The sequence below is a fragment of the Herbaspirillum sp. ST 5-3 genome, from assembly GCF_004804275.1.
Lineage (GTDB): Bacteria > Pseudomonadota > Gammaproteobacteria > Burkholderiales > Burkholderiaceae_D > Noviherbaspirillum.
This window is the reverse complement of record NZ_STGI01000006.1, coordinates 286354-312058: the sequence shown is the minus strand read 5'-3', so window position 1 is coordinate 312058 and position 25705 is coordinate 286354. Positions and strand designations below refer to the sequence as shown.

25 protein-coding genes are annotated in these 25705 nt (G+C 62.7%); 8 read left to right on the top strand and 17 right to left on the bottom strand.

The window, feature by feature from the left end; all coding sequences use genetic code 11:
• Window positions 1-6 precede the first annotated feature (6 nt).
• The 9 genes from E6W33_RS14600 to E6W33_RS14560 form a co-directional block, all read right to left on the bottom strand.
• Window positions 7-1344 carry a sigma-54 dependent transcriptional regulator gene (locus E6W33_RS14600; RefSeq protein ID WP_247869648.1) on the bottom strand — a complete coding sequence of 446 codons (1338 nt, stop codon included), beginning with the start codon at window positions 1342-1344 and terminating at the stop codon, window positions 7-9.
• A complete protein-coding gene (locus tag E6W33_RS14595; RefSeq protein WP_136418034.1) occupies window positions 1331-3157 on the bottom strand; it encodes an ATP-binding protein in 1827 nt (608 codons plus the stop codon). Before E6W33_RS14595 ends, E6W33_RS14600 begins: the two co-directional genes overlap by 14 nt.
• A gap of 25 nt (window positions 3158-3182) precedes the next feature.
• Entirely contained in the window at window positions 3183-3641 is a 459-nt protein-coding gene (locus tag E6W33_RS14590; RefSeq protein ID WP_136418033.1) for a cache domain-containing protein, read from the bottom strand.
• Between the two features lie 115 nt (window positions 3642-3756).
• Complete coding sequence (locus E6W33_RS14585; RefSeq protein WP_136418032.1) at window positions 3757-4554, bottom strand: ABC transporter ATP-binding protein; 798 nt, start codon at window positions 4552-4554, stop codon at window positions 3757-3759.
• 1 nt (window position 4555) lies between these two features.
• Complete coding sequence (locus E6W33_RS14580; protein WP_136418031.1) at window positions 4556-5377, bottom strand: ABC transporter permease; 822 nt, start codon at window positions 5375-5377, stop codon at window positions 4556-4558.
• A gap of 10 nt (window positions 5378-5387) precedes the next feature.
• Entirely contained in the window at window positions 5388-6359 is a 972-nt protein-coding gene (locus tag E6W33_RS14575) for an ABC transporter substrate-binding protein (protein WP_136418030.1), read from the bottom strand.
• Between the two features lie 202 nt (window positions 6360-6561).
• Window positions 6562-7695, bottom strand: a complete 1134-nt coding sequence (locus tag E6W33_RS14570) for an ABC transporter substrate-binding protein (RefSeq protein WP_136418029.1) — start codon at window positions 7693-7695, stop codon at window positions 6562-6564.
• A 651-nt stretch (window positions 7696-8346) separates the two neighbouring features.
• On the bottom strand, window positions 8347-8862 hold the full coding sequence (locus tag E6W33_RS14565; RefSeq protein ID WP_136418028.1) for a hypothetical protein: 516 nt from the start codon (window positions 8860-8862) through the stop codon (window positions 8347-8349).
• Entirely contained in the window at window positions 8859-9632 is a 774-nt protein-coding gene (locus E6W33_RS14560) for an SDR family NAD(P)-dependent oxidoreductase (protein WP_136418027.1), read from the bottom strand. The genes E6W33_RS14565 and E6W33_RS14560 overlap by 4 nt, the downstream gene beginning before the upstream one ends.
• 380 nt (window positions 9633-10012) lie before the next feature.
• Between E6W33_RS14560 and E6W33_RS14555 the strand changes: the two genes are divergently transcribed.
• The 3 genes from E6W33_RS14555 (at window position 10013) to E6W33_RS14545 (ending at window position 11165) form a co-directional block, all read left to right on the top strand.
• On the top strand, window positions 10013-10342 hold the full coding sequence (locus tag E6W33_RS14555) for a YbjQ family protein (protein WP_136418026.1): 330 nt from the start codon (window positions 10013-10015) through the stop codon (window positions 10340-10342).
• A gap of 10 nt (window positions 10343-10352) precedes the next feature.
• Window positions 10353-10571 carry a hypothetical protein gene (locus E6W33_RS14550; protein WP_136418025.1) on the top strand — a complete coding sequence of 73 codons (219 nt, stop codon included), beginning with the start codon at window positions 10353-10355 and terminating at the stop codon, window positions 10569-10571.
• A 78-nt stretch (window positions 10572-10649) separates the two neighbouring features.
• The gene (locus tag E6W33_RS14545) at window positions 10650-11165 is read left to right on the top strand and encodes an SET domain-containing protein-lysine N-methyltransferase (protein ID WP_136418024.1); all 516 of its coding nucleotides are present in this window, start codon (window positions 10650-10652) and stop codon (window positions 11163-11165) included.
• 107 nt (window positions 11166-11272) lie between these two features.
• Here E6W33_RS14545 and E6W33_RS27540 read toward each other — a convergent pair whose 3' ends face one another.
• From E6W33_RS27540 to E6W33_RS14520, 5 genes are read right to left on the bottom strand one after another with little or no spacing between them, the layout of a single operon-like run.
• The gene (locus E6W33_RS27540; RefSeq protein WP_136418023.1) at window positions 11273-12601 is read right to left on the bottom strand and encodes a cytochrome c; all 1329 of its coding nucleotides are present in this window, start codon (window positions 12599-12601) and stop codon (window positions 11273-11275) included.
• Between the two features lie 52 nt (window positions 12602-12653).
• Window positions 12654-13610, bottom strand: a complete 957-nt coding sequence (locus E6W33_RS14535) for an FAD:protein FMN transferase (protein ID WP_136418022.1) — start codon at window positions 13608-13610, stop codon at window positions 12654-12656.
• Between the two features lie 9 nt (window positions 13611-13619).
• Window positions 13620-14798: a DUF3570 domain-containing protein gene (locus E6W33_RS14530; RefSeq protein ID WP_136418021.1), complete on the bottom strand. Its 1179-nt coding sequence runs from the start codon at window positions 14796-14798 to the stop codon at window positions 13620-13622.
• Between the two features lie 11 nt (window positions 14799-14809).
• Complete coding sequence (locus tag E6W33_RS14525) at window positions 14810-15034, bottom strand: DUF4266 domain-containing protein (protein ID WP_211097345.1); 225 nt, start codon at window positions 15032-15034, stop codon at window positions 14810-14812.
• A complete protein-coding gene (locus tag E6W33_RS14520; RefSeq protein WP_136418019.1) occupies window positions 15034-15546 on the bottom strand; it encodes a TlpA disulfide reductase family protein in 513 nt (170 codons plus the stop codon). The genes E6W33_RS14525 and E6W33_RS14520 overlap by 1 nt, the downstream gene beginning before the upstream one ends.
• A 245-nt stretch (window positions 15547-15791) precedes the next feature.
• Here E6W33_RS14520 and E6W33_RS14515 point away from each other — a divergent pair, with 245 nt between their 5' ends.
• Both E6W33_RS14515 and E6W33_RS14510 read left to right on the top strand, forming a co-directional pair.
• A complete protein-coding gene (locus E6W33_RS14515; protein ID WP_136418018.1) occupies window positions 15792-16727 on the top strand; it encodes a DUF6502 family protein in 936 nt (311 codons plus the stop codon).
• Window positions 16724-17851: a DUF5666 domain-containing protein gene (locus E6W33_RS14510; RefSeq protein ID WP_136418017.1), complete on the top strand. Its 1128-nt coding sequence runs from the start codon at window positions 16724-16726 to the stop codon at window positions 17849-17851. Before E6W33_RS14515 ends, E6W33_RS14510 begins: the two co-directional genes overlap by 4 nt.
• A gap of 39 nt (window positions 17852-17890) precedes the next feature.
• On the opposite strand, the gene dsbD is transcribed toward E6W33_RS14510, so the two are convergent.
• A complete protein-coding gene (gene dsbD, locus E6W33_RS14505) occupies window positions 17891-19723 on the bottom strand; it encodes a protein-disulfide reductase DsbD (protein WP_247869647.1) in 1833 nt (610 codons plus the stop codon).
• 478 nt (window positions 19724-20201) lie between these two features.
• Here dsbD and E6W33_RS14500 point away from each other — a divergent pair, with 478 nt between their 5' ends.
• Entirely contained in the window at window positions 20202-22664 is a 2463-nt protein-coding gene (locus E6W33_RS14500; RefSeq protein WP_136418015.1) for a bifunctional diguanylate cyclase/phosphodiesterase, read from the top strand.
• 3 nt (window positions 22665-22667) lie between these two features.
• On the opposite strand, the gene E6W33_RS14495 is transcribed toward E6W33_RS14500, so the two are convergent.
• Complete coding sequence (locus tag E6W33_RS14495) at window positions 22668-23504, bottom strand: helix-turn-helix domain-containing protein (RefSeq protein ID WP_136418014.1); 837 nt, start codon at window positions 23502-23504, stop codon at window positions 22668-22670.
• A gap of 289 nt (window positions 23505-23793) precedes the next feature.
• Between E6W33_RS14495 and E6W33_RS14490 the strand changes: the two genes are divergently transcribed.
• Together E6W33_RS14490 and E6W33_RS14485 are read left to right on the top strand one after the other, a co-directional pair.
• Complete coding sequence (locus E6W33_RS14490) at window positions 23794-24081, top strand: PsiF family protein (RefSeq protein WP_136418013.1); 288 nt, start codon at window positions 23794-23796, stop codon at window positions 24079-24081.
• Between the two features lie 101 nt (window positions 24082-24182).
• A complete protein-coding gene (locus E6W33_RS14485; protein WP_136418012.1) occupies window positions 24183-24836 on the top strand; it encodes an energy-coupling factor ABC transporter permease in 654 nt (217 codons plus the stop codon).
• On the opposite strand, the gene E6W33_RS14480 is transcribed toward E6W33_RS14485, so the two are convergent.
• Entirely contained in the window at window positions 24818-25627 is an 810-nt protein-coding gene (locus E6W33_RS14480; RefSeq protein ID WP_136418011.1) for an alpha/beta hydrolase, read from the bottom strand. The two genes, E6W33_RS14485 and E6W33_RS14480, sit on opposite strands and share 19 nt — an antisense overlap.
• Window positions 25628-25705: the final 78 nt, after the last annotated feature.

The following is a 25705-nucleotide window of genomic DNA, read 5'->3' as shown; positions in this document are numbered from 1 at the left end:
CGCAATTCACTCACCGCGCGCAGTGGCGAGCTGATATTTCTTCAGCTTGTCGTACAGGGTCTTGCGCGGAATGCCCAGTGCGTCTGCCGCGGCGGCGACGCTGCCTTCGTTCCCGGCCAGCGCGTCGACGATCAGCATGCGCTCGAAGGCGTCGACTTTCTGCGGCAGGCTGTTGCCCTCCGTCATGGCGTCGCCCTTCGGCAATGCGGCAGTCCCGTCGCCGACACCCAGCACCAGACGATCCGCGAAGTTGCGCAGCTCGCGCACATTGCCCGGCCATTCGCGTGCCTGCCACTGCGCCATCTGCGCCGCTGTCCATTGCGGCAGCGGGCGCTGGTAGCGGATTGCCGCGCCCTGCGCGAAATGCGCGAGCAGCAGGGGGATGTCTTCACGGCGCTCGCACAGGCGCGGCAGGTCGATGCTGACCACGCCGATGCGGTAGTAGAGGTCTTCGCGAAACATCCCCTGCGCCGAGAGCTTCAGCAGGTCGGCCTTGCTGGCGGCGATGATGCGGCAGTCGATCGCCACCGCGTCGTTGCCGCCGAGGCGTTCCAGGCGGCGCTCCTGCAGCACGCGCAGCAGTTTCACCTGCAATGCCAGCGGCATGCTTTCGATTTCGTCGAGGAAGACGGTGCCGCCGTTCGCATATTCAAGCTTGCCGATGCGGCGCTTCTGCGCGCCCGTGAATGCGCCGGCCTCGTGCCCGAAAATCTCGCTTTCGAACACGGTCTCCGGCAGCGCGCCGCAGTTGATGGCGACGAAGGGACCTTTCCTGCTGCTGGCAACATGCAGCTGGCGCGCGACGACCTCCTTGCCGGTGCCGGTCTGGCCGTTGATCAGGATATCGGCCGCGGTGGGGCCGAGACTGCGGATCAGGGTGCGCACCGCTTCGATTGGCGCCGACTGGCCGATCAGCGAGGGCATGTCGGGATGTGCGGACCACGCCGCCTTGAGGCGTCGGTTCTCCAGTGTCAGCGTGCGCTTTTCCTGGGCGCGCCGCACCGTTTCCAGCAGCCGGTCTGCGGCGAAGGGCTTTTCGATGAAGTCATAGGCGCCGGCACGCATCGCCTCGACCGCCATGTCGATGTCGCCGTGGCCGGTGACCAGGATCGCCGGCAGTTCGTCGTCCAGCGTCGCCAGCCGCGTCAGCAGGTCCAGCCCGGAACATCCCGGCAGCTTCACGTCGGAGACCACCACGCCGGGATAGCCGGGCTGCAGCCAGGGCCAGGCTTCTTCCACGCTGCCGCAGGCACGCACCGAGAAGCCGCCCAGTTCGAGCGTCTGCGCAGTCGCAATGCGCACCGCCTGCTCGTCTTCGATCAATATCGCTTCAAGCGTCGTCACCTTGCTCTCCTTCCTCTTCTTCCTGTTCTGACGGCAGACGCACCACGAATTCCGCGCCGCCGTCCGCATGGTTGTGCGCCTCCAGCTTGCCGTTCATCGCCTGCACGATGGATGATGAAATCGCCAGTCCGAGGCCGAGTCCCTGGCCGGACGGCTTGGTGGTGAAGAACGGTTCGAACAAATGCTGCACCACCTGTTGCGGAATGCCCGTGCCCGAGTCGCGAATGCGCAGCACGGCGTCCGTGCCTTCGCGCTCCAGCACGGCCGTCACGGTCTTGACCGGTGCCTGTTCCACCGCATCGCAGGCGTTGCGCATCAGGTTGATCAGCACCTGCTCGATGCGCACCGCGTCGCCCAGCACCCGCACCGGCTCGCGGATGTCGACCGTGAAGCTGATGCCGCGCCGGCGGAAATCGCTTTCGAGCAGCAGCGCCGACGCTTGGATCGACTGCGCCAGGTCCACGGTGGAAATCGTGTCGTGGCTCTTGCGCACGAAACCCTTGAGCTGGCCGATGATGGAGCCCATGCGCGCACTGGCATCGCTGATGTGCGTCATGTTCTGTTTCGCCTGTTCCGGCTGTTCGCGCGTCAGGAAGGTAACCGCGTTGTCTGCGAAAGTGCGGATCGCGGCCAGCGGCTGGTTCAGCTCATGCGCAACGCCGGCCGCCATCTGGCCCAGCATCGCCAGCTTGCCCGCCTGCACCAGTTCGTTCTGCGTCGTGCGCAGCAGCTGTTCGGTTTCCTTCAGCTTGCCGTATTTGGTTTCCAGATCCTGGTTGGCTTGCAGCAGCTCCTTGGTGCGCTGCGCGATCTTGCGGTCGAGTTCCTCCGCCGCTTTCTGCAGCGCCTTGCGCGATGCCATGCTTTCTTCCAGGCGGCGTTTGCGCTGATGCATCGCCCACAGCGAGATCGCGCCGATCGCCAGCAGCAAGGCCGCCGCACCCGCCCAGTAGGCAGCGGTGCGCGTGATGCGCGCCTGCGACGGAAACAGCATCAGGTGCCAGCCGAGGCGGCCCACCGGCTGGCTGATGTAGGCGCCGAAACCGGCGCGCTCCGCCTTCGGCAGCGACGCGATCGGCTTTACCGACTGGCCGGCGTATTGCAGCGTGCCGGCGAGGATGCGTTGCGCCTCGGCGTCGAGCGGCGTCAGGCTGTGATAGTGCCAGCCGGCGCGGTTGCTCAGGAAGACCACGCCGCTGCGGTCGGCCAGCGCGATCGGCTCTTCGCTCTTCTGCCAGGTCTGCTCGAATTCCGCCAGGCTGATCTTGACCGCCATCACGCCGATCGGCGCAGCCGAGCCGCGCGGCGCGTTGTGCGCATACACAGGCTGCGCGATGAAGTAGCCGGGCTCGCTGGTGGTGCTGCCGATGCCATAGAAGCGGCCGGCGTTGCCGCGCAAGGCTTCGCGGAAGTAGGGCCGGTAGCCGAAGTTCTTGCCGACGAAACTGAGCCGCTGGTCCCAGTTGCTCGCGGCCAGCGTGTTGCCATCGCGATCCATCAGATAGAGTGCGCCGACCTTGGCCTGGGTCTGGATCGATTGCAGCGTCAGGTTGAGGCGCTGGATGACCGCTTCGTCGCCGGGATGCGTCAGCGCTTCGGCGACGTCGGGTTGATAAGCCAGCGCGAACGGCAAGGTTTCGAATTTCTCCAGCACCGATTCGAGGTCGAGCGCGATGATCTGCAACTGCCGCTCGCCGGCGGCGTTGATGTCGGCAGCGGCCTTGTGCGCACCGGTGAGGTAGGTCGCGAACACGACGAGCGCGGCGCATAGGACGCCCGCGCCGATCAGGCCGACATTTTTTCTTGCGCTCATGCGGGGTGCGAGGCCGATGCCATCGCTATTGCTTGTAGACGCCGCAGTTGACGATCAGGTCGCCGACACGCTCGAAATACATGGATTTCGATTCGATCTGCTTGGTCTCGGGATTGACGAACTTGTAGTCCTGCCAGCCCTTGCCCTTGGTCCTGGCCAGCTCCATGCGTTCGCGCATGAAGAATTTTCCGTCGGCGTCCTTCAGGTCGATCAGATTACGGCCTTGCATGCGCACATTGGCGCCGTGCGCCAGCGTCTTGGCGTTCAGGTCGTTGATGGTCACATACAGGTCGCGGTCGCGGAACTGGCCCTGCACGTTGTTGACTTCCGCAATGGCTTTCTCGGTGCCATTGGCCTTCATGTATTCAATGACCTTCTTGACCATCGCAACTGCTTCCTCGGGCGTGCCGCGGTCCGCAGCGGATGCGTTGATACCGAATGTCGCGGCTGCGAATACAAACAGTAACTTGATCAATGCTTTCATGTTGTCTCCTTGGTTGTTCATTCGGGTGGCCGTACGCACGGTGTGATCGTTTGCGATCGCTTGCGTGCCAGTCCCCTTTATCGGTTATCGGCGGGATTGCCGTGATACTTGAACTTCAGTCTACTGCAGCCATGCGCAATTCGTCATCATGATGCCGCTGCTGCTCTTCCATCACCAATTGGCCGAGCAGGTATTTCAGCGCATTGAACTCCGGCGAGGCCGGATCGCGCAGGCGCGGCAGCTTCACCTGCATGTCTCGCTTGACCGTGCCGGGGCGATACGTCATCACGACGATGCGGTCGGCGAGGTATATCGCTTCCTCGATGCTGTGCGTGACGAAGATGATGGTCTTCTTCAGTTCCGCCCAGATGCGCAGCAGTTCGTCCTGCAGGTTGCGGCGCGTCAATGCGTCGAGCGCGCCGAAGGGTTCGTCCATCAGCATGATGGGCGAGTCGAGCGCCAGCACGCGCGCAATCGCCACGCGCTGACGCATGCCGCCCGACAGGTCTTTCGGAAAACGGTTGCGGAAATCGCTCAGACCCAGCTTCTCGAGCAGCTGCAGCACGCGCGCCCGGATCTCGCCCTGGCGCATGCCCTTGATCTCGAGGCCGAAGCCGACGTTCTGCTCGACCGTCATCCAGGGGAACAGCGCGTATTCCTGGAACACCATGCCGCGCTCCGGCCCTGGTCCCGTGACCGGCTTGCCGTCGACGCTGATGAGGCCGGAGGAGGGCGGAGAAAAACCGGCAATGGCATTGAGCAGGGTCGACTTGCCGCAGCCGGAAGGTCCGAGCAGGCAGACGAACTCGCCGCTCGGAACCTCGAGCTGGATGTCCTTGAGTGCGACGACTTCGCGCTCGCCGGTCTTGAATACCTTGTTGACGCCTTCCACCTTGATCTGTGCTGGGCTCATATCAGTTCTCCAGTCCGCGGTGCCACCGCAGCAAATGATTGTTCAGTTTGTTCATGCCGATGTCGATCGCCAGACCGAGCAGGCCGATGCTGATCATGCCGGCGATGATCTTGTCGGACCAGAAGTATTCGCGCGCTTCGAGAATGCGGAATCCGAGGCCGTTGTTCACTGCGATCATCTCCGACACGATGACCACGATGAAGGCGGTGCCGATGCCGATGCGCACGCCGGACAGGATGTAGGGCACCGCTGCCGGCAGCATCACGCGCAGGAACATGGTGCGCTGATTGGCGCCGAGATTGCGCGCAGCGCGCAGGTAGATGCCGTCCACGTGGCGCACGCCGGCGATGGTGTTCATCAGTACCGGAAAGAAGGCGCCGAGCGCGATCAGGAATACCGCTGGCGGATCGCCCAGTCCGAACCACAGGATCGCCAGCGGGATGTAGGCGATCGGCGGAATCGGCCGGATCACCTGCACCAGCGGATTCAGCCATGCATAGACGCGCTTGCTCGCGCCCATCGCCAGTCCGAGCGGCAAGGCCAGCACCGCGCCGAGCAGAAATCCCGCCACCACGCGATACATGCTGCCGATGGTGTCGCGGATCAGTTCACCCGAGACGGCCCACGCCAGCCAGGACTCGGAAGACGGCGAATACGGCTCCATCGGCAGCAGATACTGGATCCACTTGCTCACCACCGCCAGCGGCGAGGGCAGCACCTGCTCGTTGGCCAGGCCCGACACGGCGGCGGCTTGCCAGAGTGCGATCAGGGCGATCGGCACGATCAGTCCCGCGGCGATTTCTCGCCAGTCGATTTTTTTCATGATGGTCTCCTCACTGGATGTTCAGGCTTTTCTTGGCGCCGTCGAGCAGGTCGAGCTTGACCCATTCCTTCGCGACCGGCGGATTGCTCATCCTGCCGACCTTGTACTTGTTCATGACCTCGGTCGTGATCTGGATATGCTCGGGCGTGACGTCGTAGGAATAGGGCGAATTGCCGATCGCGTTGTAGAAATCATCCTTGCTGAGCTGGCCCTTGAAGATGGTCTCGCGTACATACTTCTCTGCGACATCCTTGTTGTCGATGAAGGTCTTGGTGGCCTGCACGAAACAGCGCATGAAGCGTTCCGCCACCGCGCGACGTTCGCGGTAGAACTTCTCCGTCATTACCATGGTGCGCACCGGTTCGCCGACCGCGGTGTCGTAGGGCTTCAGGATCTCCACGCCGTAGCCCTTGCTGATGGCTTGCGAGCTTTGCGGCTCGCTTTGCATGATGGCGTCGACGTTCTTGCCGAGCAGCGCCTGGTTAAGGTCGGGAAAGGCGAGATAGATGATCTGCACATCCTTGCCCGGCTGGTCCGACATCGTGAGACCGGCCTGCGCGAGTTCCGCCGCCAGCAGCACTTCATGGATGCCGCCGCGCGTGACGCCGACCTTCTTGCCCTTCAGATCCTTGACCGATTTGATGCCGTTGTCGCTGCGTGCCAGCAAGCGCGCGCCGCCCTTGGCGAAGCCGGCGACGATGTAGATCGGCGCACCGTTGGCGCGACCGGAAATCGCCGCTTCGGAAGCGGTCGCGCCGACATCGAGTTCGCCGGCGAGGATCGCCTGCATCACGTCGGGACCTTTGGCGAAAACGCGTTCCTCGACCTTGATGCCGCACTTCGGTGCGATCTCCTTGATATAGGACACCGCACCGTAATGCGCGAACTTGAGATTGCCGAGGCGGACCACGTCCTCCGCATGCGCGGACGTGGCACAGGTAACGATCAATGCGAGCAGGGTATGTTTCAGTATTGGGGTCATGCGAGTCTCCTTGAATGATGACGATCTTGTTTGTTGCGTGGCAGTTATTGCAGCTTCCGTGCCACTCCTTGGGATTGGTCTCAAATGCTTGATTTCATGCGGCTTTCCTGTTTTCTGCGATGCTGCGCGGTAGCGCAAACTGGCGGACTGCCGGAATGCCGCGCCGTGCGCTGGCGGAAGTCCGCCGCCGCAGAACATGTACTCAGCGAATGAAATGCCCGCCCTTGCCGATCATCGTCAGCTCGACGTATTCGCTGCCGGTGTGATCGTCCGGCGCGTAACTGACCATCAGGCCGCCGAGATCGGCATGACGTATCGATTCCAGCGCGTGGATCAGCCGCTCGCGCGTCAGGTTGCGGCCGGCGCGCTGCAGACCCTCGACCAGCACCTTGGCCGCGACGAATCCTTCCATCGCCGCATACGACACCGTGGCGCCGGATGCCTTGGCCGCGATCTTGAATTCCTGGCCCAGTCCGCTCGACACCAGATGCGGTGCCGGCGTGACTTGCGACACAATGACGCCAATGCCGTCGGCGCCCAGGCGGGAGACAAAGGATTGGGCGGAATTGTTCGACAGCGTGAGGAGCTGCGCCCGGCTGCCTTCCTTGCGCAGGCGTGTGATGAGTTCGGCGGTGGTGGCGGCGGACCCGACGATGATCAGTGCGCGCGGATCGGCCTTGAGTGCCGCGTGCACGGCGGTATCGATGTCGGGATGGGCGCGGTCGAACGCGGCGAGCAGCGCCGGTTTCAATTGATGCGCCTGCATCGCCTTCTCGAAGCCGGCCAGTGCGTCGCGCCCGAAGCCGTCGTCGACATGCAGGATGCCGATTTCCTTGAAGCCGACCGTCGTGAAATGCTCGACGGCCTTGATCACCTCGTCCTGGTATTTGGCGCGCACGTTGAAGATCAGACGGTTGACCGGCGCATGGAACAGCGCGGCGCCGGTGCTCGGCGCAATCAGCGGCACCTGCGCCGACGCCAGCAGCGGCAGGATGGCTTCGGTATGCGGCGTGCCGCGATTGAGGAACAGCGCGAGCACATGGTCCTTGCCGATCAGGGTTTGCGCATTCTTCGCCGCCAGCGCCGGATCGAACCTGTCGTCGAGCGTGCGGATCTCGATGCGGCGGCCATGCACGCCGCCCTGGCGATTGATCATCGCGATGTAGGCGTTGGCGCCTTCGTTCATTTCCTTCACCGAGCCGGCGATCTGCCCGGTGAGTCCGACCGTCTGCCCGATCAGGATGCGGTCCTCGGTCACGCCGTCCTCAGCACTTGCCGCGTGAGTGGCGGCTGATAACAACAAGGCGGCTATCCATTTCATCTGCTGTGCACGCATGTTCTTTTCCTTTTGTTGAAGAGTCAACAAGGCGAATGTCTCCCTTCGCCTGCCTTTGATGTGTGTGCTGCGTGGCAGGTCTTGCAGGCTTCGTGCCATGTGGAAGGAATGCGGCAAGTCGTTGAATTTACGGATGTTATTGAGTGAAAAGGGGAGGTGGGGCGATGCTGGCGCGGCGAAAGGCCGGAATTGTCAGCGCCGGGATTGCGGTGTTCCGCCCTCGCTCTCATTGTTGACGCGGACAATCGTGGGTTACACGAGGCTTGAAAACAGCGGTTTTTTATTTATAGGCGTGTTTCGCCTTCTGCATCCCGGGTTGGATTACGCATGCCGCGATGGGAGAAAGAACTGCAGATGCATATTCGTCGCGATGCGCAGTCGCGTACCTGTTCCATGTTTCAGTGCCTGGCGATGCATGGATGCCGGCGCTTTTGCATACATGACGCCTCCTCATCCCCGACAACGAAATCTTTGTGGCTGGCAGAGGCCTGAGTCAGCGTGCCAGCCGTGAACAGGCTTTACTGCATCTCGTCCAATCCGCATATCGCATTCTTTCCATGGCTATGAACAGGATATCCGTAACGCTTGCCCCACCAACAGCGTTATATACGGCCGAATTTCAACAGCCTGCTTGGGCGCCGCCCGCGCAGACTACTGCCGCATATGTCGCAGACGCCGCATGACCAGCTTCTGCCACTCCGGCTGGCCATAACCCGCCACCAGATCGCGCTTCAATGCCATCAGGCTGGATGCGGCGTCCGCCAGGCCGATTGCCTCGATGAAGGGTGCATCCACCACGACAAATTGCTGGCCATAGGGAAACAGGCAGAAGCTTTCGCGCGACTGCAAGGCAGTCAGCGCATCCGTATACGCCGCGAACCAGTGGTTCATGAACACGGTGCACGACTTGTCGTACCAGAGCGTCCCCATGTCGTCGCCGGCACGGGCTTCGCCACCGAGAACACGGCGCGCGTGTTCCCATTGATCGAAGCCCGCTTCGGCTGACACGATGTTCAGGCACAGCGACAGCGTCCAGTGTTCCGGTATCGCCCAGCGCCGACTTTTAGAGACACTTTGCGCGCGACCGAGTGCGTCCGCATCGGCTCGCGCGATTGCGTTGAGCAACAGGCGCGCACGGATCTTGAGTTCCTCGATGGGCGTGGTCATGGCATGTCCTCGAACGTCATCGGCGGCCGGCCTTCAATGACGAGCGCGTGATGACGCTTCTCCATCGCGGCCACCGTCTTGTCATGCGTGAGCCAATAGAAGGGCGCGGCGTCCAGTCCATCGAGCACGCGCCTGGCAAAATCCTCCGCCGGTTCCGCTGCGCGCATGGCCTGCTCAAGCATGGACGTGAGCCTGTCCGACTGCACCGCAGCGCTTTCCTTTTTCGCATTGACAATGATGTTGCTGCGGACCATGCCGGGACACAGCACATGCAGGCTCACGCCGGAACCCTGCGTCTCGTAATACAGGCTTTCCAGCATGCTCAGCAAGGCAGCCTTCGACGCGCGATACAGCGGTGCGCCGGGATAGGTCAGTAGTGCGGCTGCCGATGCTGTCACCACGGCCGTGCCGCCGGCGGCTTTCAAGTGCGGCCACCAGCAGCGCAGCGTGTTGAGCGGCCCCATGGTATTGACGTCCCACGCGCGTTGCCAGTCATCATCGCTTGCGCCGAACACGGAACCCGGCGCAGCGATGCCGGCGTTGGCAAACAAATAGTCCAGCGGACGGCCGGCATAAGCGTCCGCCAGCGCCTGCATGGCGCTCGTGTCGCGGATATCGAATTGCGCGGCCGTGATGCCTGGCATCGACGCGAACGGGCAGGGGTCCTTGTCGATGGCGATCACATCGACATCGCGTTTTGAGAGTTCCGTGGAGAGTGCGAGCCCGATGCCTGAAGCGGCGCCGGTGACTACGGCAAGTGGTCTGGTCATGTCATCTTCCTATTCGCTGTGTGGCTTCCCGCTGAGCCGAACGAATGGGTCGATCACATCCAACATGGAGATGAGAAACGAAGGGTGAGAGCCTCTTTTGCGGGACGGCGTCCCTTAACGCCGCAAACGAGCTGTGATTGTGGCACAGGCTTTCGGGGGATGTAAAGCGCGGAGATGGCGGTGATCCCTTCAAACGAATTTGTCGCTTTCGTCATCAGTCGGCAGAATGCGAGGATTGGCATCGACATGCAGGCGCCGAGCCATGCAGGTTCTTTGCGCCTCCCATGGAAGGGTGATTGTGGTTGCAACTCCGGTGTGGCAGGATGCGGAAATATCGTCCTGGCAAGCTTGTTGGGCATTCGCTACTTCATGGAGGTTTAATGGATACATCATTGGTGACAACTGCGCTGGAATTGCCCGGCTACGACATCGTCGGCAACATTGGCGTGGTCCGGGGCATTGTGGTCAGGTCGCGATCCATTGTGGGTTCCTTCTTCGCCGGTCTGCAGACCGTCGTTGGAGGCAACATCACGGTCTACACGAATATGTGCGAGCGGGCGAGAAGAGACGCTTTTCAACTCATGTGCGTCCAGGCGGATAACCACGGCGCAGACGCCATCATCGCAATGAAATACGACGCCACCGAAGTCATGCGGGGCGTGACTGAAGTTCTATGTTATGGAACTGCAGTCACGGTTCGGAAGCGCTGAGGAAGAAACGATGAAAAAACTGTTTGTCACGGGCATCGGAGTGTTTGCCCTTTGTGTGCTGCTCGGCATTGCGCAGCTTTGGTTCGCGCCGTGGAATTACGACGTTTTTATCAAAATCGAACTCACTCTCTGCGGCGTATTGGCGCTGATCGTTGTCTGCTGGTTTGCCGTTAGAGAGTACGCGGAATACAAAGTCACACGAAGCGGCAAGCATATGGACCGCCCATGAGCTTGGCCGCTCCTCGATGGATGAACAATTTCATATGAATCAAGTCAAAAATCCATTCTGTTTTCCATCGAGCCTTCCATGCCGAGTTCGTCACATGCGCGCCGGGCGCCGGGAGGTCGCGCGGTTCGCGCCAGATCTTATGTCGTGAAAGCGTCACCCGTCCACGGCAAAGGCGTCTTTGCCACCCGCATGATTCCCGCAGGCAGCCGCATCATCGAATACCGCGGCGAGAGAATCGACTGGGCAGAAGCGGAGCGCCGCGCCGCGGAAAAAGGCGGGCCGCTCAATCACACCTTCTTCTTTTCCCTGCACGACGGCCGCGTGATCGACGGCGGGCGTCGCGGTAACGCTGCGCGCTTCATCAATCATGCCTGCGAGCCGAATTGCGAAGCGCTTGAGCACGAGGATGGGCGCGTTTATCTTTATGCCTTGCGGCCAATCGAGCGCGGCGAGGAACTGAGCTACAACTATGCGCTGATCTACGAGGGGCGGCACACGCCGGCCGTCAAACGCGCCTTTGCCTGCCGTTGCGGCACGCCCGGTTGCACCGGCAGCTATCTGGCGCCGAAGACGCGGCGCAAGGCAAAGAGATAGCGGAGGGATACATTCCGGCCTCCTGTTCTCGATAAAAAAGAGCGCCTTCCGGTTTCGCGGAAAGCGCTCAACGCACCAGGGGAGAAAACGACAGGGGGAGTAAAGCCTTAAATGCCGGGGTTAGCCAGATAGGCTGCGATATCGCTTGCCTGCGTGCTCTTGATGGTCGCCGACAGGAAACTCATCCCACCCTTGTTTGATGCGATGGCGTTGAGGATGGTGTTGGGTGAGTTGGCGCCGAGCAGAATCTTGTTGGTGTTCAGAGCCGGATTGACTCCGTGACAGATCGCGCAGTTGGCGGCATACAGCGTCTTGCCGTTGGTGGCAGATACGGTTGTCCCCGTTGTTGTGCCTGTCGTCGTGCCGGTCGTCGTACCCGTCGTTGTGCCTGTTGTCGTGCCGGTCGTTGTGCCTGTGGTCGTGCCGGTCGTTGTGCCGGTCGTTGTGCCTGTGGTCGTGCCGGTCGTCGTACCAGTCGTTGTACCTGTGGTCGTGCCGGTCGTCGTACCAGTCGTTGTACCTGTGGTCGTGCCGGTCGTCGTACCAGTCGTTGTGCCTGTGGTCGTGCCGGTCGTCGTACCAGTCGTTGTGCCTGTGGTCGTGCCAGTCGTCGTACCGGTCGTCGCGCCTGTCGTCCCGCAACTCAGCACAAGGGCCTTCACCTGAATGCTGCTATCGCAGTCCCTCGCGAAACTGCCGCTGGCGCAGGCCTCGTGTTCGATTTCGTCGGAAACCGTGCGAATCTCGCCCAGCCTGGTCACGAGATCGTCGTCGATGCGACTGGCTTCGGTGTGGTCCTGGTCATGTTCGTGCTCCGACTCGGTTTGGCAAGCGGTGGCGTTCGCGGCTGCGCCGGCACCGGCACGCCTGGATTTTTGTGCACTGACGACGAGCAGACGGGCGATCTCGCCGGCTTTCCTGTGTTCGGCGCTCTGGGAGCGTTTGGCGATGAAGTCATCGAACATGGAGATATTCAGGCCAGTTTGCGTCTTGACATAGGCTTCCGCGGCTTCGACGCCGACTTTGTCGCGGCGGATCTTGGCCTGCACCATGTCGGTCAGCGGGCTGATCACGTCGTGCCTGCCCGCCGGCGCCATCAAGGTATACGGCGTGGTGACCGGCCCGGTGTCGGCGTCGGTGGCGTCCGTGCCCACCATCGCGACCAGTCGCGCGTTGGACACGTCGGTCGTGCCGACGTCCAGCGTGACCTTGCCGTTGACGTCGGTACGGCCCTGGATTTCGCCCGTATCGCAGACGCCGTTGCTGTTGCTGTCGACGCAGACCAGCGCGTTCTGGACCAGGCCGTCCATGACGGTGGGCGTCAGCGTGCTGCTCGCTGTCCCCGGCGTGCCTGGGCCTCCGCCGCCGCATGCGGTGAGCGTCATGACGGCAGTGGCGATCAGGCCCAGGGTGAATCGGGATGCGGAATTTTTCATGATGCGGCTCCTCTGTTTAAGGCGGTAATAAAAAGTCCGTCAGGACCGTGGGTCATGCTTGTTGGCGAAGCTGGTCGCCGATGTCGGCAGTGCCGTTGCGCACCACCTGCCCGTCGTGTTGCACGGCCAGATAACGCACGTTCTGGGTTTGCAGCCAGTCGATGGCCTCCGGGCCTTTCAGCATGGCGATGGTTGACAGCGCGCCGGCGGTCGTGGCATTGGCCGCCAGGATGCTCACCGACTGCCAGTGCGACACGGGCCAGCCGGTATGGGGATTCAGGATGTGGCAATAGCGCTGTCCTTCGTGCATGAAAAAGCGTTCGTAGTCGCCGCTGGTGGTCAGGCCGCCGCGCGCCAGCGGCAGCAGTGCCAGCGGCGCTGCGGGCCTGGCCGGATCGGGCCGCGGATGCTGGATCTCGACCAGCCAGGGCTCACCTTCGTGCTCCGGCAGACCGCGTGCGCCCAGTGCGTACAGGTCTCCGCCGAGATTGACCAGCGCGTGCGCGATGCCGTGGCCTTGCAGGACCGCGGCAGCGCAATCGACGGCGTATTCCTTGCCGAATCCGCCGAAGTCCAGCTCCATGCCGGACAGCGACAATCGCAGCTTGTTGCCGTCGCGCTCGACGTGTTGCCATCCCACCAGCGGCATCAGCGCATCCAGCGCTGCGGGTTCGGGCAGGCGGCCCTTGCGGAAATCCCAGGCACGGCGCAGCACGCCCGAGGTGATGTCGAACAGCCCGTCGCTCAGCATCCAGAGCTGCTGCGCGAAATCCAGCAGGCCGGCGGTTTCGGCATCCACGTCCACAGCCTGCGCCCCGGCGGCCCGGTTGATGCGGCTGATGACACTCGTCTCGCGGTAGCGCGAAAACTTTTCCTCGATGCGGCGCACTTCGGCGATGGCATCCGTGGCGGCCCGACGCATGGCGCGCTCATCCTGGCCATCCATCTGCAGGCTGCAGGGAGAGGCCATGGACTGGAAGTCAAAACGCAGGGTTCGCCAGCGGCTCATTGGTCACCTTCAGAAGCGATGGGTCAGGCCGACCTGCATGAAGCGCGCGCGGAAGGGATCGAGGCCGGGGCTGCCATTCCCGCCCAAGCGCATTCCGGACGTCTGCCGATAGGTCTCGACCTTGATGTCGGCGCTCGTGTCCGGCGTGAAGGCGTAGGCGACCTTCATCGACAGCGTGGTGGCGCCGAAGGCGGCGAGCCGCTGGTCGAAGGATTTGTCGCCCGGCACGGCAATCGCGCCGAGGATGGTGGCGGTCATGTCGTATCCGCCCTGGGCATCGAACTTCGGATCGAGGTAGAAATGCGCCGCGCTTTGCGTGTAGTAGCGCACGCCCGGCGTCAGGGTCCACTTGCCCGCTGGCTGCACCCAGTCCAGGCCCACGGTATGCGATTTCACGCCGAAGGTATCGCTGTAGTAGCGGTAGCTGCTGCGCAGCGCGGCGCCGAACTGTTCGACATAGTGGTTCCAGCGCACCAGGCCGATCCACGCATTGCGTTCGCCGGGCCGCTGGTCGAACGACTTGTAGGGGTCGTTGAAGTAGCCGTGTCCGGTGCTGCGCGTGATGTTGAGTTGCGCGATGTCCGCGGGAGTCAGCACCTGCGTGACGCCGGCCATGATTTCATGGGTGCGCTTGCGCTGGTTGATCGCCGTGTTGACGCCGTTGGAGGTGTTGTCGATCCGGTCGATCGAGGTGCCGTAGCCGAGCGTCCAGGTGCGGTTGTTGTCCTCGGAAGACCAGCGGCCGTCGATGCCGAAGGCGCGCGAAGTGTAGTCGTGTTCGTCCGAGTACGCCACGCTCGCCGACACGGCGGCACGCGGCATGTAGCGCGTCACCTTGAAGTCGCCGGCCTTGCGCTCGTCGCTCATGTTGCTGGCGCCCGAACGCTGCGTATGCATGCGCGGCGACGCGCCCGAGACGCTGTCGGCCACGGCGGAACCTTCGATCGACCATTCGCCGGCGACAGGTGCCTGCACATAGACCTGCGGCGCGTTGACCTTGACGCGCTCCCAGCCGGGCTGGCTGTCCTTGTAGCTGCCGTACTTGACGCCGATGGTGGTTTTTTCCGGGGCGTTTTCCGCCGATGCGTTCGATGGCGCGAGGGCGCTCAGCGCCGCCAGGCCGGGCAGCATCAGCGACGCGAGCAGCACGCCGGTCGCGGCCTGTGGACCGTGGGAATTCTTCGTCATGGGTTCGTCCTCTAGTTGCATCCGCAGCCGCCACCGCCGACGCCATAGCCGCCGCTGGAGTTTTCCTTGCTGCCGTAGATGTGTTGCACGAAGCGCTGGTCGAGCGGATCGCCTTCGAAAGTCATGGCCGGCTTGGCGAGATTGCCTTTTTCCCAGGGGCTGACCTGGCCGAGATTGGCGCAGCCGCCGAGCAGCGACAGGCCCGCGAGGGACATCAGGAGGAGGGCCGTCTTCATCATTGATCCTTCAGATTGAGCGCGGTCTTGATGTGGCGCTCCAGTTCCTCGCGCTTCTCTTCCTTGAAGCCGCCGTGCACCATCAGCACCTTGCCGTCCGGCCCGATCAGCATCGAGGTCGGCATGCCCTTGATCGCATAAGCGTGCGGGACCTTGCCGGCCTGGTCGAAGGCCACGTCGAAGCCGGCGGGGTTGGCGCTGAGGAATGCCTTTGCGTCGTCGGGCTTCTGATCGACGTTGACCGCCACCACCCGCAATCCCTTGCTGCCATAGCGGGACTGCATCTCGTTCATCCACGGAAACGACTGCTTGCAGGGGCCGCACCAGGATGCCCAGAAATCCAGGTAGACGGTCTTGCCCTTGAAGTCGCTGAGCTTGACGGCGCTGGCCCGGCCGGGCAGTTCGAAATCGGGAGCGGACTGGCCGGTTTCGACGGCCTGCGCCGGAACGCATAGCAGCGCCGCGAAGGCGACGCCGGTCGCCATGACCGCTGGTAGGTGGAGATTTTTCATCGTCGGTAGCTCCTTGCGAAGTGGGAAAACGCGGAAAAGGCTTGCGTTGAATTCGATAATTTGGGAAAATTTCCCATAAATAGTCAGCGATTTGAAACGTGCTGTCAAGCAACCCGCTGACAAATTCGTAAGCAAATGTAAAAACCTGTTCAGGGTCTTTTTCAGGCGGGCGCAGCCTTGTAAAAAAACCGGAACAGGTTCCGAGCGGGCATAATTCCTCCTTTCCGGCCATATCGAAAACCTTCATGAGCGCGCGCAAACCACCTGCCGAACCCGAAGCGCAGCCCGCCTCGGGCCTGCCCGAGCCGGCGCTCGCGGCAGAGGCCATCGCACGCCTTTTGCAGCCGTTGGCGCGGCTGATGATTGACCACGGCCTGCAACTGCCTTCCATGGTGGAACTGCTGAAGAAGGCGCTGGTGGATGAAGCCGTCGGCGCCTACGGCCTGGCCGACAAGGGCAGCTCGGACGCCCGCATTGCGATCCTGACCGGCGTCCATCGCAAGGACGTGAAACGCCTGCGCGATACGCCGGCCGCTGCCGATCCGGCACCGCCCATGGTGCCCGTGGCCGCATCGGTGGTGGCACGCTGGATCAGCGAGCCGCGCTTCCTGACGGCGGAACAGACCGCCCGCCCGCTGGCGCGCACGCCGAAGCGGGGCCATGCCGGCGAGCCGGACTTCAGCACGCTGGTCGCCGAGGTCACGCGCGACGTGGGCGCGCGCGCCGTGCTGGACGAGCTGGATCGGCTGGGTGTGGTGGAACTGAGCGAGGACGGTTACGTGCATCTCAAGTCGACATCCTTTGTGCCGAACAAGGGCTTGAGCGAATCCTTCCATTTCCTCGCAGCGAACGTCAGCGACCACCTCGCCACCGCCGTCCACAACCTGGCACCCGGCCGGCGCAATCCGCTGATGCTGGAGCAAAGCGCCTTCCTGGAGAATCTCCCGCCTGTCGAGGCCGAGCAGCTGCAGCAACTGGCGCGCCGCCTGTGGAGCACCGCCCTGCAGCAATTCCTGCAGATGGCGTCCGCCGCGAAGCAGCGCAGCGCCGGCAGCGAGGGAGCAAAACACCGGATCCGCTTCGGCGTCTATTTCCACGACGCGCCCCAGCCCGACACCGCATCCAACAGCAAGGCGGCCAAAGCGGCCGCGTCGAAAACCAGACGAAAGAGGTCAACATGAAACCTTGGACAGTGAGACTGTCGCGGCGCAGCGTGCTCGCCATTGCCATATCGGCCCTCGTGGCCTGCGGGGGCGGGACGCAGGTCGGAATGCCTGGCACGGGCGGCACCGGCATGTATGCGCAAGGGTCGATCTCCGGTTTCGGCAGCGTCGTGGTCAACAACATCAAGTTCGATGACGTGAATGCGACGGTTCAGGTGAACGGCATGGCGGCGCGCTCGTCCGACCTGCGCATCGGCATGGTGGCCAGCGTGCAGGGACAGCGCGGCGCGACGCCGACCCTGGGTACCGCCGAGCGGATCGAGGTATGGTCGGTGGCGCAGGGCGTGATTTCGCAGCTTGCCGCCGGTCAGTTCACGCTCAACGGCATGACCATCAAGACCGACAGCGGCACCATGTTCGACGGCGTTGCCTCGGCGGCGCAGTTGTCGCCCGGCTTGCGCGTGGCGGTGTGGGGATTGCAGGCGAGCGCCGACGGACGCAGCTGGACGGCAACCCGCGTGGCCATCGTCCCGGACACGGCGGCCGTGAGCAGCGGCGTGGTCGGCGTGACCAGCGGCCAGCGCTTGCTCAATGGCGTCGTGCTGACCGGTACAGCGGCCGGGACATTGAACGCAGGCGACCTGGTGCGGGTCACCGGCACGCTATCTGCCGCGGGTGACAGTCTGGAGGTCGCGAGCGTCAGGCTGCAAGGCCCGCTTGCGGGAACCGCGCAGGGCGAGGGTGAAGTCGAAGGCGTCGTGACCAGTGTGCTGTCGGCCCGTCATTTCATGATGGGCAGCATCGAGGTCGATGCGAGCAGCGCGGTCCTGAGTCCGTCCACGCTGCAGATCACCGCCGGCGCCCGGCTCGAGGCCGAGGGCACGTGGCAGGCCGGCGTGCTGAAGGCGACCAAGTTGGAAGCCGAGAGCGAGCAAACGCTGACGGAAGTGGAAATCGAGGCGACCATCGAGCAATTCACCAGTGTTGCCAACTTCGTGGTGCGCGGACAGCGTTGCGATGCCTCGCAAGCCGTGATCAGTCATGGCACCGCTGCCGACCTCAAGGCGGGAATCAAGGTGAAGGTCAAGGGCAACAAGGCAGGCGATGTGCTGATGGTGACCGAGCTGGAAATCGAAACCTGACGAGGACGCCGCCCCGCCAAGGGGCGGCTTTCCGCACCGTCAGCGGATGGCGGCGGTGCTGAGCGACGCGAGGAAATCCTTCGGCGGCTGGTAACCGATCACCTTGTGCGTCACACGTGAGGTCGCGGCACTGTCAAAGAAGACGATGGCCGGCGGGCCGAACAGACCGAACCGCTTGAGCAAGGCTTTCTGTTCCGCGTTGTTGTCGGTCACGTCGGCTTGCAGCAGCCGCACCTTGCCCAGGCGTTCCTTCACCTGCGGATCGCTGAAGGTGAAATTCTCGAATTCCTTGCACGACACGCACCAGTCGGCATAAAAATCCAGCATCACCGCTTGCCCCTTTTGCTGCGCTTGCGCCAGCGCGGCATCGAGCGCCTGTGTGCTGGTCACGCGCTCGAATTGCAGGCCGGAGCGCGCGGCGGTCACAGCATTGCCGGCAGCGCCAGCAGTGCCAGGAATTGCGCGCAGATGTGCCAGTGGCTGCAGCACTGACTGCCCTCCCGACGCCGCGCCCACCAGCAGCACTATCGCCAGCGCCAGAAGACCCGCGCCTGCCGCACGCGCCGCAACCGGCGGGCTCGACTGCGATGCCGCTGCGCCAAACAATCCGAGAAGCGCAGCAGCCGTCAGCAGCCATGCCGCCCACAGCAGCATATGCACCGCAGCCGGCAGCACTGGCGACACCATCCAGACCGCAACCCCGAGAAGCATCATGCCGAACAGCTGCTTGACGCGTTCCATCCAGGCGCCGGCCCGCGGCAGCAGGCTCCCCGCCGACAGGCCGACCAGGAGCAGCGGCACACCCATGCCCAGCGCCATCGCGAACAGGGCCGCTCCGCCCAGCAGCACATCATGCGTTTGCGCGATATAGACCAGCGCACCGGCCAGCGGCGCGGCCACACACGGCCCTACAACCAGCGCCGAGACACCGCCCATGATGAAAACGCCGACAAAGGAGCCGCCCCGAAACCGGTTGGACCAGCCGGTGGCGCGGCTCTGGATTGCGCTCGGCATCTGCAGTTCGTACAAGCCGAACATCGACAGCGCGAGCGCCGTCAGCAACAGCGCAAAGGCGCCCAGCACCCAGGGGTTCTGCAGCGCCGCCGCCAGCCCTTCACCGGCCAGGCCGGCCGCGACGCCGAATGCGGCGTAAACCAGCGCCATGCCGAGCGAGTAGGCCAGCGCAAGAGCAAATCCCTTGCCGCGGCTCACGGTACCGGACTGGCCCGCGATCAGCGAGGACAGGATGGGCACCATCGGCAGTACGCACGGCGTGAACGACAGCAGCAGCCCGGCCAGCCAGAACATGCCCATCGTGCGCAGCAGGCTCCCCGATGCCAGCGTTGATGCGATCGAGTCCGTCGCCGATGCGGCCTGCTGCGACGGCGCGGCTGAAACCGGCTGTGCCGTCAGCGGCGCGTCGTCCGCAGCGGCAAGCCCCACGCTCGCCAGGTCAAGCCTGCTCGTGGCCGGCGGATAGCACAGCCCTGCATCGGCACATCCTTGCCACCCCACGCTGACCGGCATGCTCTTGCTGCCCCTGATGAGGTGTACGTCCACATCCAGCGCTCCCTCATAGATCGCCATGGTCTTGTTGAAATTGGGATCGAATTGGTCTTTTCCGGGCGGAAGCGCGAGCGGCTCCAGTTGCACTTCCTTCGACTCCGGCTGCACCTCGATGCGCTCGCGATACAGGTGATAGCCGGGAGCGATGTCCCAATGCAGCCGCACGGTCTGCCGGTCAACCGCCTTGGCGGAGAAAGCGAACGCCTGCTCGGGCGCGAGGAAATCGTCGGCCGTGGCGCTGGTTGCCAGTCCGGCAAGAAGGATCAGGCCGAACAACAGCCTGCGAGAAATTCTGGTCCAACACACGCTGATCCACATACATTAGCCTCCATCCACACGACACGAAGCGTGGGTCGTGAGATTTTAGGGAAAATTTCCCTAAAATAAAAGTGGATTTAACGAATGCTTACGTTTGGAGGCGTGCGGCTCGAGGACTCCGGTGGAACTGTTCCGCTTCTGACCTGGCGTCCGAGTGCGGCACTCGCCGCAAATAGCCGTTATCCCTGCGAGTTGGACGGGATTCGTGCCGAACGTTGTTTCTTTGGCTATCTGCCGGCTTCTCGCGCGGCGCGCCACACTTATCTCCATAATTCCAGACGAAAAGCGTCTTTCCCCCAAAGTTATTGGATAATGGAAATCCAGATCTCATGCGGCATGAGCGCGCCGCAGCGACGCAGATTTTTCATGAAGCAAGCGCTTGAATCGAGAGGTTGTTCCTGACGGCGGAGGATAGTCCCGCCGAGCCCGGAAAAACCGGCAGGCTTGGAAAGGGCTTGGAATCGCAATGACCGTCATCACTCCCGGTGCCCGCAGTGTGCAGGAGATCACGCGCCGCCTCGCCGATAGAGCGGCGATGATTGTATGGGAGACCGACCTCCAGGGCCGCTGCACCTACCTGAATCCGAGCGCCATGCAGGGCCTGGCCGATCCGGGCCAGGTCAGTTTCACCGACTGGCAGCGCTTCATGCATCCGGACGATCGTGCATCGGCCACGCGGGCGATTCTGGATGCCAGACAGCATCAGCGCGAATACCAGGTGAAATACCGCCTGCAATGCAGCGACGGTTCGACGCGCTGGATCATGGAAACCGCCGCGCCGCGCTTTGCACCTGACGGCAGGCTGAGTGGATACTTCGGAACCATCGTCGACGTGTCGGTCAGCCACGATGCCGTCGACCGCCTCGCGCGCAGCGAACTGGAGCATCGCCTGATGACCGAGTTCGCGGGCGACATGATTTCGCACAGCGACGCGGACAACGTCTATGTCTATGTCTCGCCTTCGCACAAGGACACGCTCGGTTACGAGGCGCACGAACTGATCGGCACCCACGTCTACGATTACATCCATCCCGACGACCTGAAGGAAGACGCGAAGCGCACGCCCGCACAGCGGCGCGCGCTGGTCAACATTCGCTTCCGCCACAAGAACGGCCACTGGGTCTGGCTAGGCGCGACCACGCGCACCATCCGCGACCCGCACACCGGGGTCAAGCTCGGGATTGTTTCGGTTGCGCGCGACATCACCGCGCAAATCGAGGCCGAGCAGGAGCTGCGGCGTCGCGAGGAACGTTTTCGCAGTCTGACCACGCTCTCATCCGACTGGTACTGGGAAACCGATACGGCACTACGCTTCACGGTGTTCTCCGAAGGCGTTCTTGACCGGCTTGGCATACATCCCGAGGAATTGCTCGGCACCAGCATCACCGCGCATGTGAAGGATCAGTCGGAGCCCGGCCTGCTTGCCGCGCTGGAGGCCATGGCGGAGCGCAAGCCTTTTCACGACCTGCTGTACCCGGCAGAACTGGCTGCCTATCCGGGGGTGGTCCGTTACCTGCGCATTTCCGGCGAGCCGTTCAGCGAGAACGGTGTGTTCTGCGGCTACCGCGGCGTCAGCCGTGATGTCACGCGTGAAGTCCGTACTGCGCGGGCGCTGGAGCGGCTGGCGACCTGCGACGTGCTGACCGAATTGCCCAACCGTGCCCGGTTGCAGGAGCGCCTCAAGGAGCGCCTGGATGCGGGTTGCGCGACGATGTGCCAGGCGGTCCTGTTCATCGACCTCGACGACTTCAAGGAAGTCAACGATTCGCTCGGCCATGCGGCCGGCGACATGCTGCTGAAGGAGGTTGCCGCACGCCTGCGGCAACTGGTGCGCGTGGACGACATGGTTGCCCGCCTCGGCGGCGACGAATTCGTGGTGCTGGCCGAGTGCAAGTACGGCGAACGATCGGCCGTTCGCCTGGCCGAGAAGCTCTGCGAGGCGGTCGACAAGCCGATCGTGATCGCCGGATATGAAGTCAAGGTTTCCGCATCGGTCGGCGTTGCCCTCTACCCGCGCGACGGCGCAAGCAGCGACATCCTGCTGCAGAATGCCGACACCGCGCTGTACCGCGCGAAGGCATCCGGCGGCAACTGCTATTGCCTTTTCACTCCGGAAATGGGCGCCGCCTCGCGCTCGCGCATGCTCTTGCAGGGCGCGCTGCGCCACGCGTTGTCGCGCAAGGAATTCGATGTCCACTATCAACCGCGCGTCGAGCTGGCAACGGGGGAAATTACCGGCATGGAAGCGCTGCTGCGCTGGAATCATCCGGAGCTCGGCCCGATCTCGCCGAACGAATTCATCCCGCTGGCCGAAGAGAGCGGCCTGATCGACGAGATCGGCGCCTGGGTGCTGCAACATGCGACACGGCAGGCGCAGCAATGGAGCGAGCACTTCCGGCGGCCTCTGCGCATTTCCGTCAACCTGTCCGCGCGCCAGTTGCGCAGCCAGAAGCTGCTGACGACAGTGATCGACGCCCTGCGCGACAGCGGATTGCCGGCAAGCCGGCTTGAACTGGAGTTGACCGAGACCGCACTGATGGAAGACCCGGAGCAGGCGGCCGGATTGCTGAAGGAATTGAAGGGACTCGGCTTGCGGCTTGCCGTCGATGATTTCGGCACTGGCTATTCGTCGCTATCCTACCTGTGCCGCTTCCCGCTCGACAGCCTGAAACTCGACCGCTCCTTCCTGCTGCAGGCGCGCCCCGAAGACGCCGGCACCTGGAAACTGGCCGAAGCCATCATTACGCTGGCGCACGCCTTGCAGTTGTCGGTCGTCGCCGAAGGCGTCGAGACGCAACAGCATCTCGACTTTCTTCGCACCACCTCCTGTGACGAGATCCAGGGCGCCTGCATCAGTCATCCGCTGCCTGTCAAGGCGATCGAGCGACTGCTGCAGGCAGGCACACGGTGCGCCCAGGTGGTGGCGTAGTGCTTACGCCGCCGTCAATTGAGGGGCGGCAGCGACTGCCGACTTTGGCTTGGAACGCGAATGCGAGGGCGGCAGGCGGCGCAGCGTGCGCAATGCCTGCACATCATGCAACACGATCGCGCGCTGGTCGACCGAGATCAGGCCGATGGAATTGAAGGCCGAAAACGTGCGGCTGACGGTCTCCAGCGTCAGACCGAGGTAGTTTCCGATTTCCTGACGCGTCATGCGCAGGTTGAACTGCTTGCCCGAGTAGCCCATGTCGGTAAAGCGTTCCGACAGGAAAACCAGGAAGCGGGCGACGCGTGCTTCCGCGCTCAGGGAGCCGAGCGTGCCGACCATCGACTGCTCGCGCACCAGTTCGCGGCTCATCACGCCGTAGATCGCGGCTTCCAGCTCGGAATGGGTGCGGCCCAGCGAGGAAAAGATCTTGAACGGCACCAGGATCACCTCGCAGTTGGACAGGGCCACGGTCTCGGTCGAGTACACCCGGGAATGAATGCCGTCGATGCCGAACATGTCGCCCTTCATCGGGAAGCCAAGCACCTGCTCGTTGCCGGCTTCGTCGATCATGACCGACTTCAGGAAGCCGGAATAGACGATGTACAGCATGTCGAAGGGCTGGCCGATGGTATGGATGCGCTGTCCAGCCTTGAATTGCATGTGCTGGAACTGCAGTTCGTCGCCGGCAACACGTGCGGACGCCGGAATGCGCAGCAGATCGCAGACTTCTTTCAGATTGGACCATAGCTTGCCCTGGCGTTGCCAGCCGGGAACGGTCGCCGTCGCGTTTGCAGAATGCAGCGTGGCGGGCCGGGTATCAGAGAGTTGTATCGTTGACATTGTTGTTCCTGTTATCGAATAAGTTATGAACAAGTACGAAACTTCTTTCAATGCATGCGATTTGCGTATGGGCAATCGGTGAATGGATTATGTCGATTGTCGGATGTAAAGAACATCGGCCAGCGGATGAAAAAAAAGGTCGGAAGTCGGGAAGCGCGGGGTAAGGCTTTTCCTACGCCGCGAAGTAATGAATTGCCTTCAGGAGCCAATTAAAAAAATGGAATGTTGAGGCGAAAATATGCTGTAATGAACCCGGTGTGTTCCCTGAACCTTTGCAAAGGAGGCAATAATGAAAAAACTGATCGGCGCGGCATTGCTCGCCCTGCCATTCCTGCTTAACTCCGCATTCGCGGCAACCGAGCAGCAAAACAAGATGGCTTCGTGCAACAAGGAGGCTGGGGCGAAGAAAGGCGATGAGCGCAAGGCCTTCATGAAGGAATGCCTGAGCAGCAAGCCGAAGGTAAGCGAAGCGCAAAAGGCGCAGCAGGAAAAAATGAAAACCTGCAATGCGCAGGCCAAGGGCATGAAAGGCGACGAGCGCAAGAAATTCATGAGCGACTGCCTGAAGAAAGACTGATGCCGCACAGACGTACCAGGCCCGCTTCGGCGGGCTTTTTTCATGCAGGCGCGCATGGCGGCATGCCGCCGGCTTTGCCGGATGATTTTCTATAATGTGCCATGGGCATATTCGATGTTTCTCTTCCCCCGGCGTTCGCCTACCTGACGGTGGCGGCCGCTGCGGTCGCGCTGGTGCGCGACGCCAGAAGCACACAGTGGCAGCGCGTTGACCGGATCGGCGCTTTTTCCGCCTGGTGCTTTTTCGTCATTGTCCTGCCTCTGCTGTGGCGCATGGATGTGCGCATCGGCAATGGCATTGCCCTGCAGTTGCTGGGTGTGCCGCTGTTTGTCCTGATGTTCGGGCGGCCCTTGGCGACGGTCGGCCTCAGCCTTGCGGTGATCGCCTCCACGGCGCTGCAGGATGGGCTGTGGGGCAATATCGGATTGAATATCCTGATGCTGGCTGTCTTTCCCGCCTGGTGCGGCGAAGCGGTGATGCGTGCGACGCGACGCTATCTGCCGCATCACATCTTCATCTATTTGCTGGGCAACGGATTTTTTGGCGCGATGGTGATGCTGGTTGCCACCGATCTGGTTTCGCTCGTTGTGTACCAGCTATGGGCAGGACCGGTCGGTGGAGATACCGTTGCCTACATGCTGCTGCTGGCCTGGGGCGAATCCTTCCTGACCGGATTTCTGCTCACGATCTTCACCGTGTACCGCCCGGAATGGGTACTGACCTTCGACGACAACGTCTACCTGCGCGGCAAGTAGTCCGTGATGAAGCTTCCCGCCTGCGCGCTCAATAGCGCCGGCTGATCGCGGTGCGGGACATGGCCGCACTGCGCCAGCGGCACGGCCCTGGCGTTCGGGGCCAGCCGTTCTATCCCGTAGATTTGCTCCAGCGTGCCGTACTCGTCGTCTTCGCCTTGCAACGCGAGCACCGGACAGCGGATCTTGCCGAGCTGGTCTTCGATATTCCAGCCGCGGAATGCCGGATCGAGCCATGCATCATTCCAGCCCCAGAACACCGAGTCGCCGTCGGTGTGATAACGCGCCAGCCTGCGCGGAAAGTCGCTGTTCAGATATGTTTCGCGCACCTTGCGAATGCCGTCCACCGTTATGTCTTCAACGAAGATGTGGGGTGCGACCACCACAATCCCGCTGACCGCGTCGGGGAAGTTCGCCGCATACAGCAGCGCGATCGAACCGCCGTCGCTATGGCCGAACAGCCAGGGGCGTTGCACCCCAAGTTGCGACAGCAGGGAAGGCAGCACTTCCAGCGCCTGCTCATGCAGATAAGACGGCGAGAGTTTTTCATCGGCCGGGCGCGGCGTCGAGCGGCCATAGCCGTAGCGCGAGTACATCAGGCCGCGCAAGCCGTGTTCATTGCAGAAGCGTTCCGGAAAGTCGCGCCACATCGCAATCGACCCCAGTCCTTCATGCAGAAAGACCACCGTCGGCCAGGGCGATGCCGTGTCGCCCAGCCATTGATACTCCAGCCTGATCGCGCGTTCCTTCCAGTCGAGGTCGGCGAATTGAATGTCATGCTTGCTGCCGTTCACGGTGTTTCCCTTGATGGTTTCCGATCTCCCCGGATTATTGCAGCTCAGGCCAAAACCTGCAGCCCGGTCCGGCGCGAA

Bases quoted from the DNA above. Each gene is read 5' to 3' on its own strand.
- E6W33_RS14585 (WP_136418032.1), bottom strand. From the start codon at position 4,554: ATGAGCCCAGCACAGATCAAGGTGGAAGGCGTCAACAAGGTATTCAAG.
- E6W33_RS14590 (WP_136418033.1), bottom strand. From the start codon at position 3,641: ATGAAAGCATTGATCAAGTTACTGTTTGTATTCGCAGCCGCGACATTC.
- E6W33_RS14570 (WP_136418029.1), bottom strand. From the start codon at position 7,695: ATGCGTGCACAGCAGATGAAATGGATAGCCGCCTTGTTGTTATCAGCC.
- E6W33_RS14495 (WP_136418014.1), bottom strand. From the start codon at position 23,504: ATGTCAACGATACAACTCTCTGATACCCGGCCCGCCACGCTGCATTCT.
- E6W33_RS14560 (WP_136418027.1), bottom strand. From the start codon at position 9,632: ATGACCAGACCACTTGCCGTAGTCACCGGCGCCGCTTCAGGCATCGGG.
- E6W33_RS14575 (WP_136418030.1), bottom strand. From the start codon at position 6,359: ATGACCCCAATACTGAAACATACCCTGCTCGCATTGATCGTTACCTGT.
- E6W33_RS14555 (WP_136418026.1), top strand. From the start codon at position 10,013: ATGGATACATCATTGGTGACAACTGCGCTGGAATTGCCCGGCTACGAC.
- E6W33_RS14595 (WP_136418034.1), bottom strand. From the start codon at position 3,157: ATGAGCGCAAGAAAAAATGTCGGCCTGATCGGCGCGGGCGTCCTATGC.
- E6W33_RS14520 (WP_136418019.1), bottom strand. From the start codon at position 15,546: ATGAAAAATCTCCACCTACCAGCGGTCATGGCGACCGGCGTCGCCTTC.
- E6W33_RS14535 (WP_136418022.1), bottom strand. From the start codon at position 13,610: ATGAGCCGCTGGCGAACCCTGCGTTTTGACTTCCAGTCCATGGCCTCT.
- E6W33_RS14580 (WP_136418031.1), bottom strand. From the start codon at position 5,377: ATGAAAAAAATCGACTGGCGAGAAATCGCCGCGGGACTGATCGTGCCG.
- E6W33_RS14490 (WP_136418013.1), top strand. From the start codon at position 23,794: ATGAAAAAACTGATCGGCGCGGCATTGCTCGCCCTGCCATTCCTGCTT.
- E6W33_RS14525 (WP_211097345.1), bottom strand. From the start codon at position 15,034: ATGAAGACGGCCCTCCTCCTGATGTCCCTCGCGGGCCTGTCGCTGCTC.
- E6W33_RS14485 (WP_136418012.1), top strand. From the start codon at position 24,183: ATGGGCATATTCGATGTTTCTCTTCCCCCGGCGTTCGCCTACCTGACG.
- E6W33_RS14515 (WP_136418018.1), top strand. From the start codon at position 15,792: ATGAGCGCGCGCAAACCACCTGCCGAACCCGAAGCGCAGCCCGCCTCG.
- E6W33_RS14565 (WP_136418028.1), bottom strand. From the start codon at position 8,862: ATGACCACGCCCATCGAGGAACTCAAGATCCGTGCGCGCCTGTTGCTC.
- E6W33_RS14545 (WP_136418024.1), top strand. From the start codon at position 10,650: ATGCCGAGTTCGTCACATGCGCGCCGGGCGCCGGGAGGTCGCGCGGTT.
- E6W33_RS27540 (WP_136418023.1), bottom strand. From the start codon at position 12,601: ATGAAAAATTCCGCATCCCGATTCACCCTGGGCCTGATCGCCACTGCC.
- E6W33_RS14510 (WP_136418017.1), top strand. From the start codon at position 16,724: ATGAAACCTTGGACAGTGAGACTGTCGCGGCGCAGCGTGCTCGCCATT.
- E6W33_RS14500 (WP_136418015.1), top strand. From the start codon at position 20,202: ATGACCGTCATCACTCCCGGTGCCCGCAGTGTGCAGGAGATCACGCGC.
- E6W33_RS14550 (WP_136418025.1), top strand. From the start codon at position 10,353: ATGAAAAAACTGTTTGTCACGGGCATCGGAGTGTTTGCCCTTTGTGTG.
- E6W33_RS14530 (WP_136418021.1), bottom strand. From the start codon at position 14,798: ATGACGAAGAATTCCCACGGTCCACAGGCCGCGACCGGCGTGCTGCTC.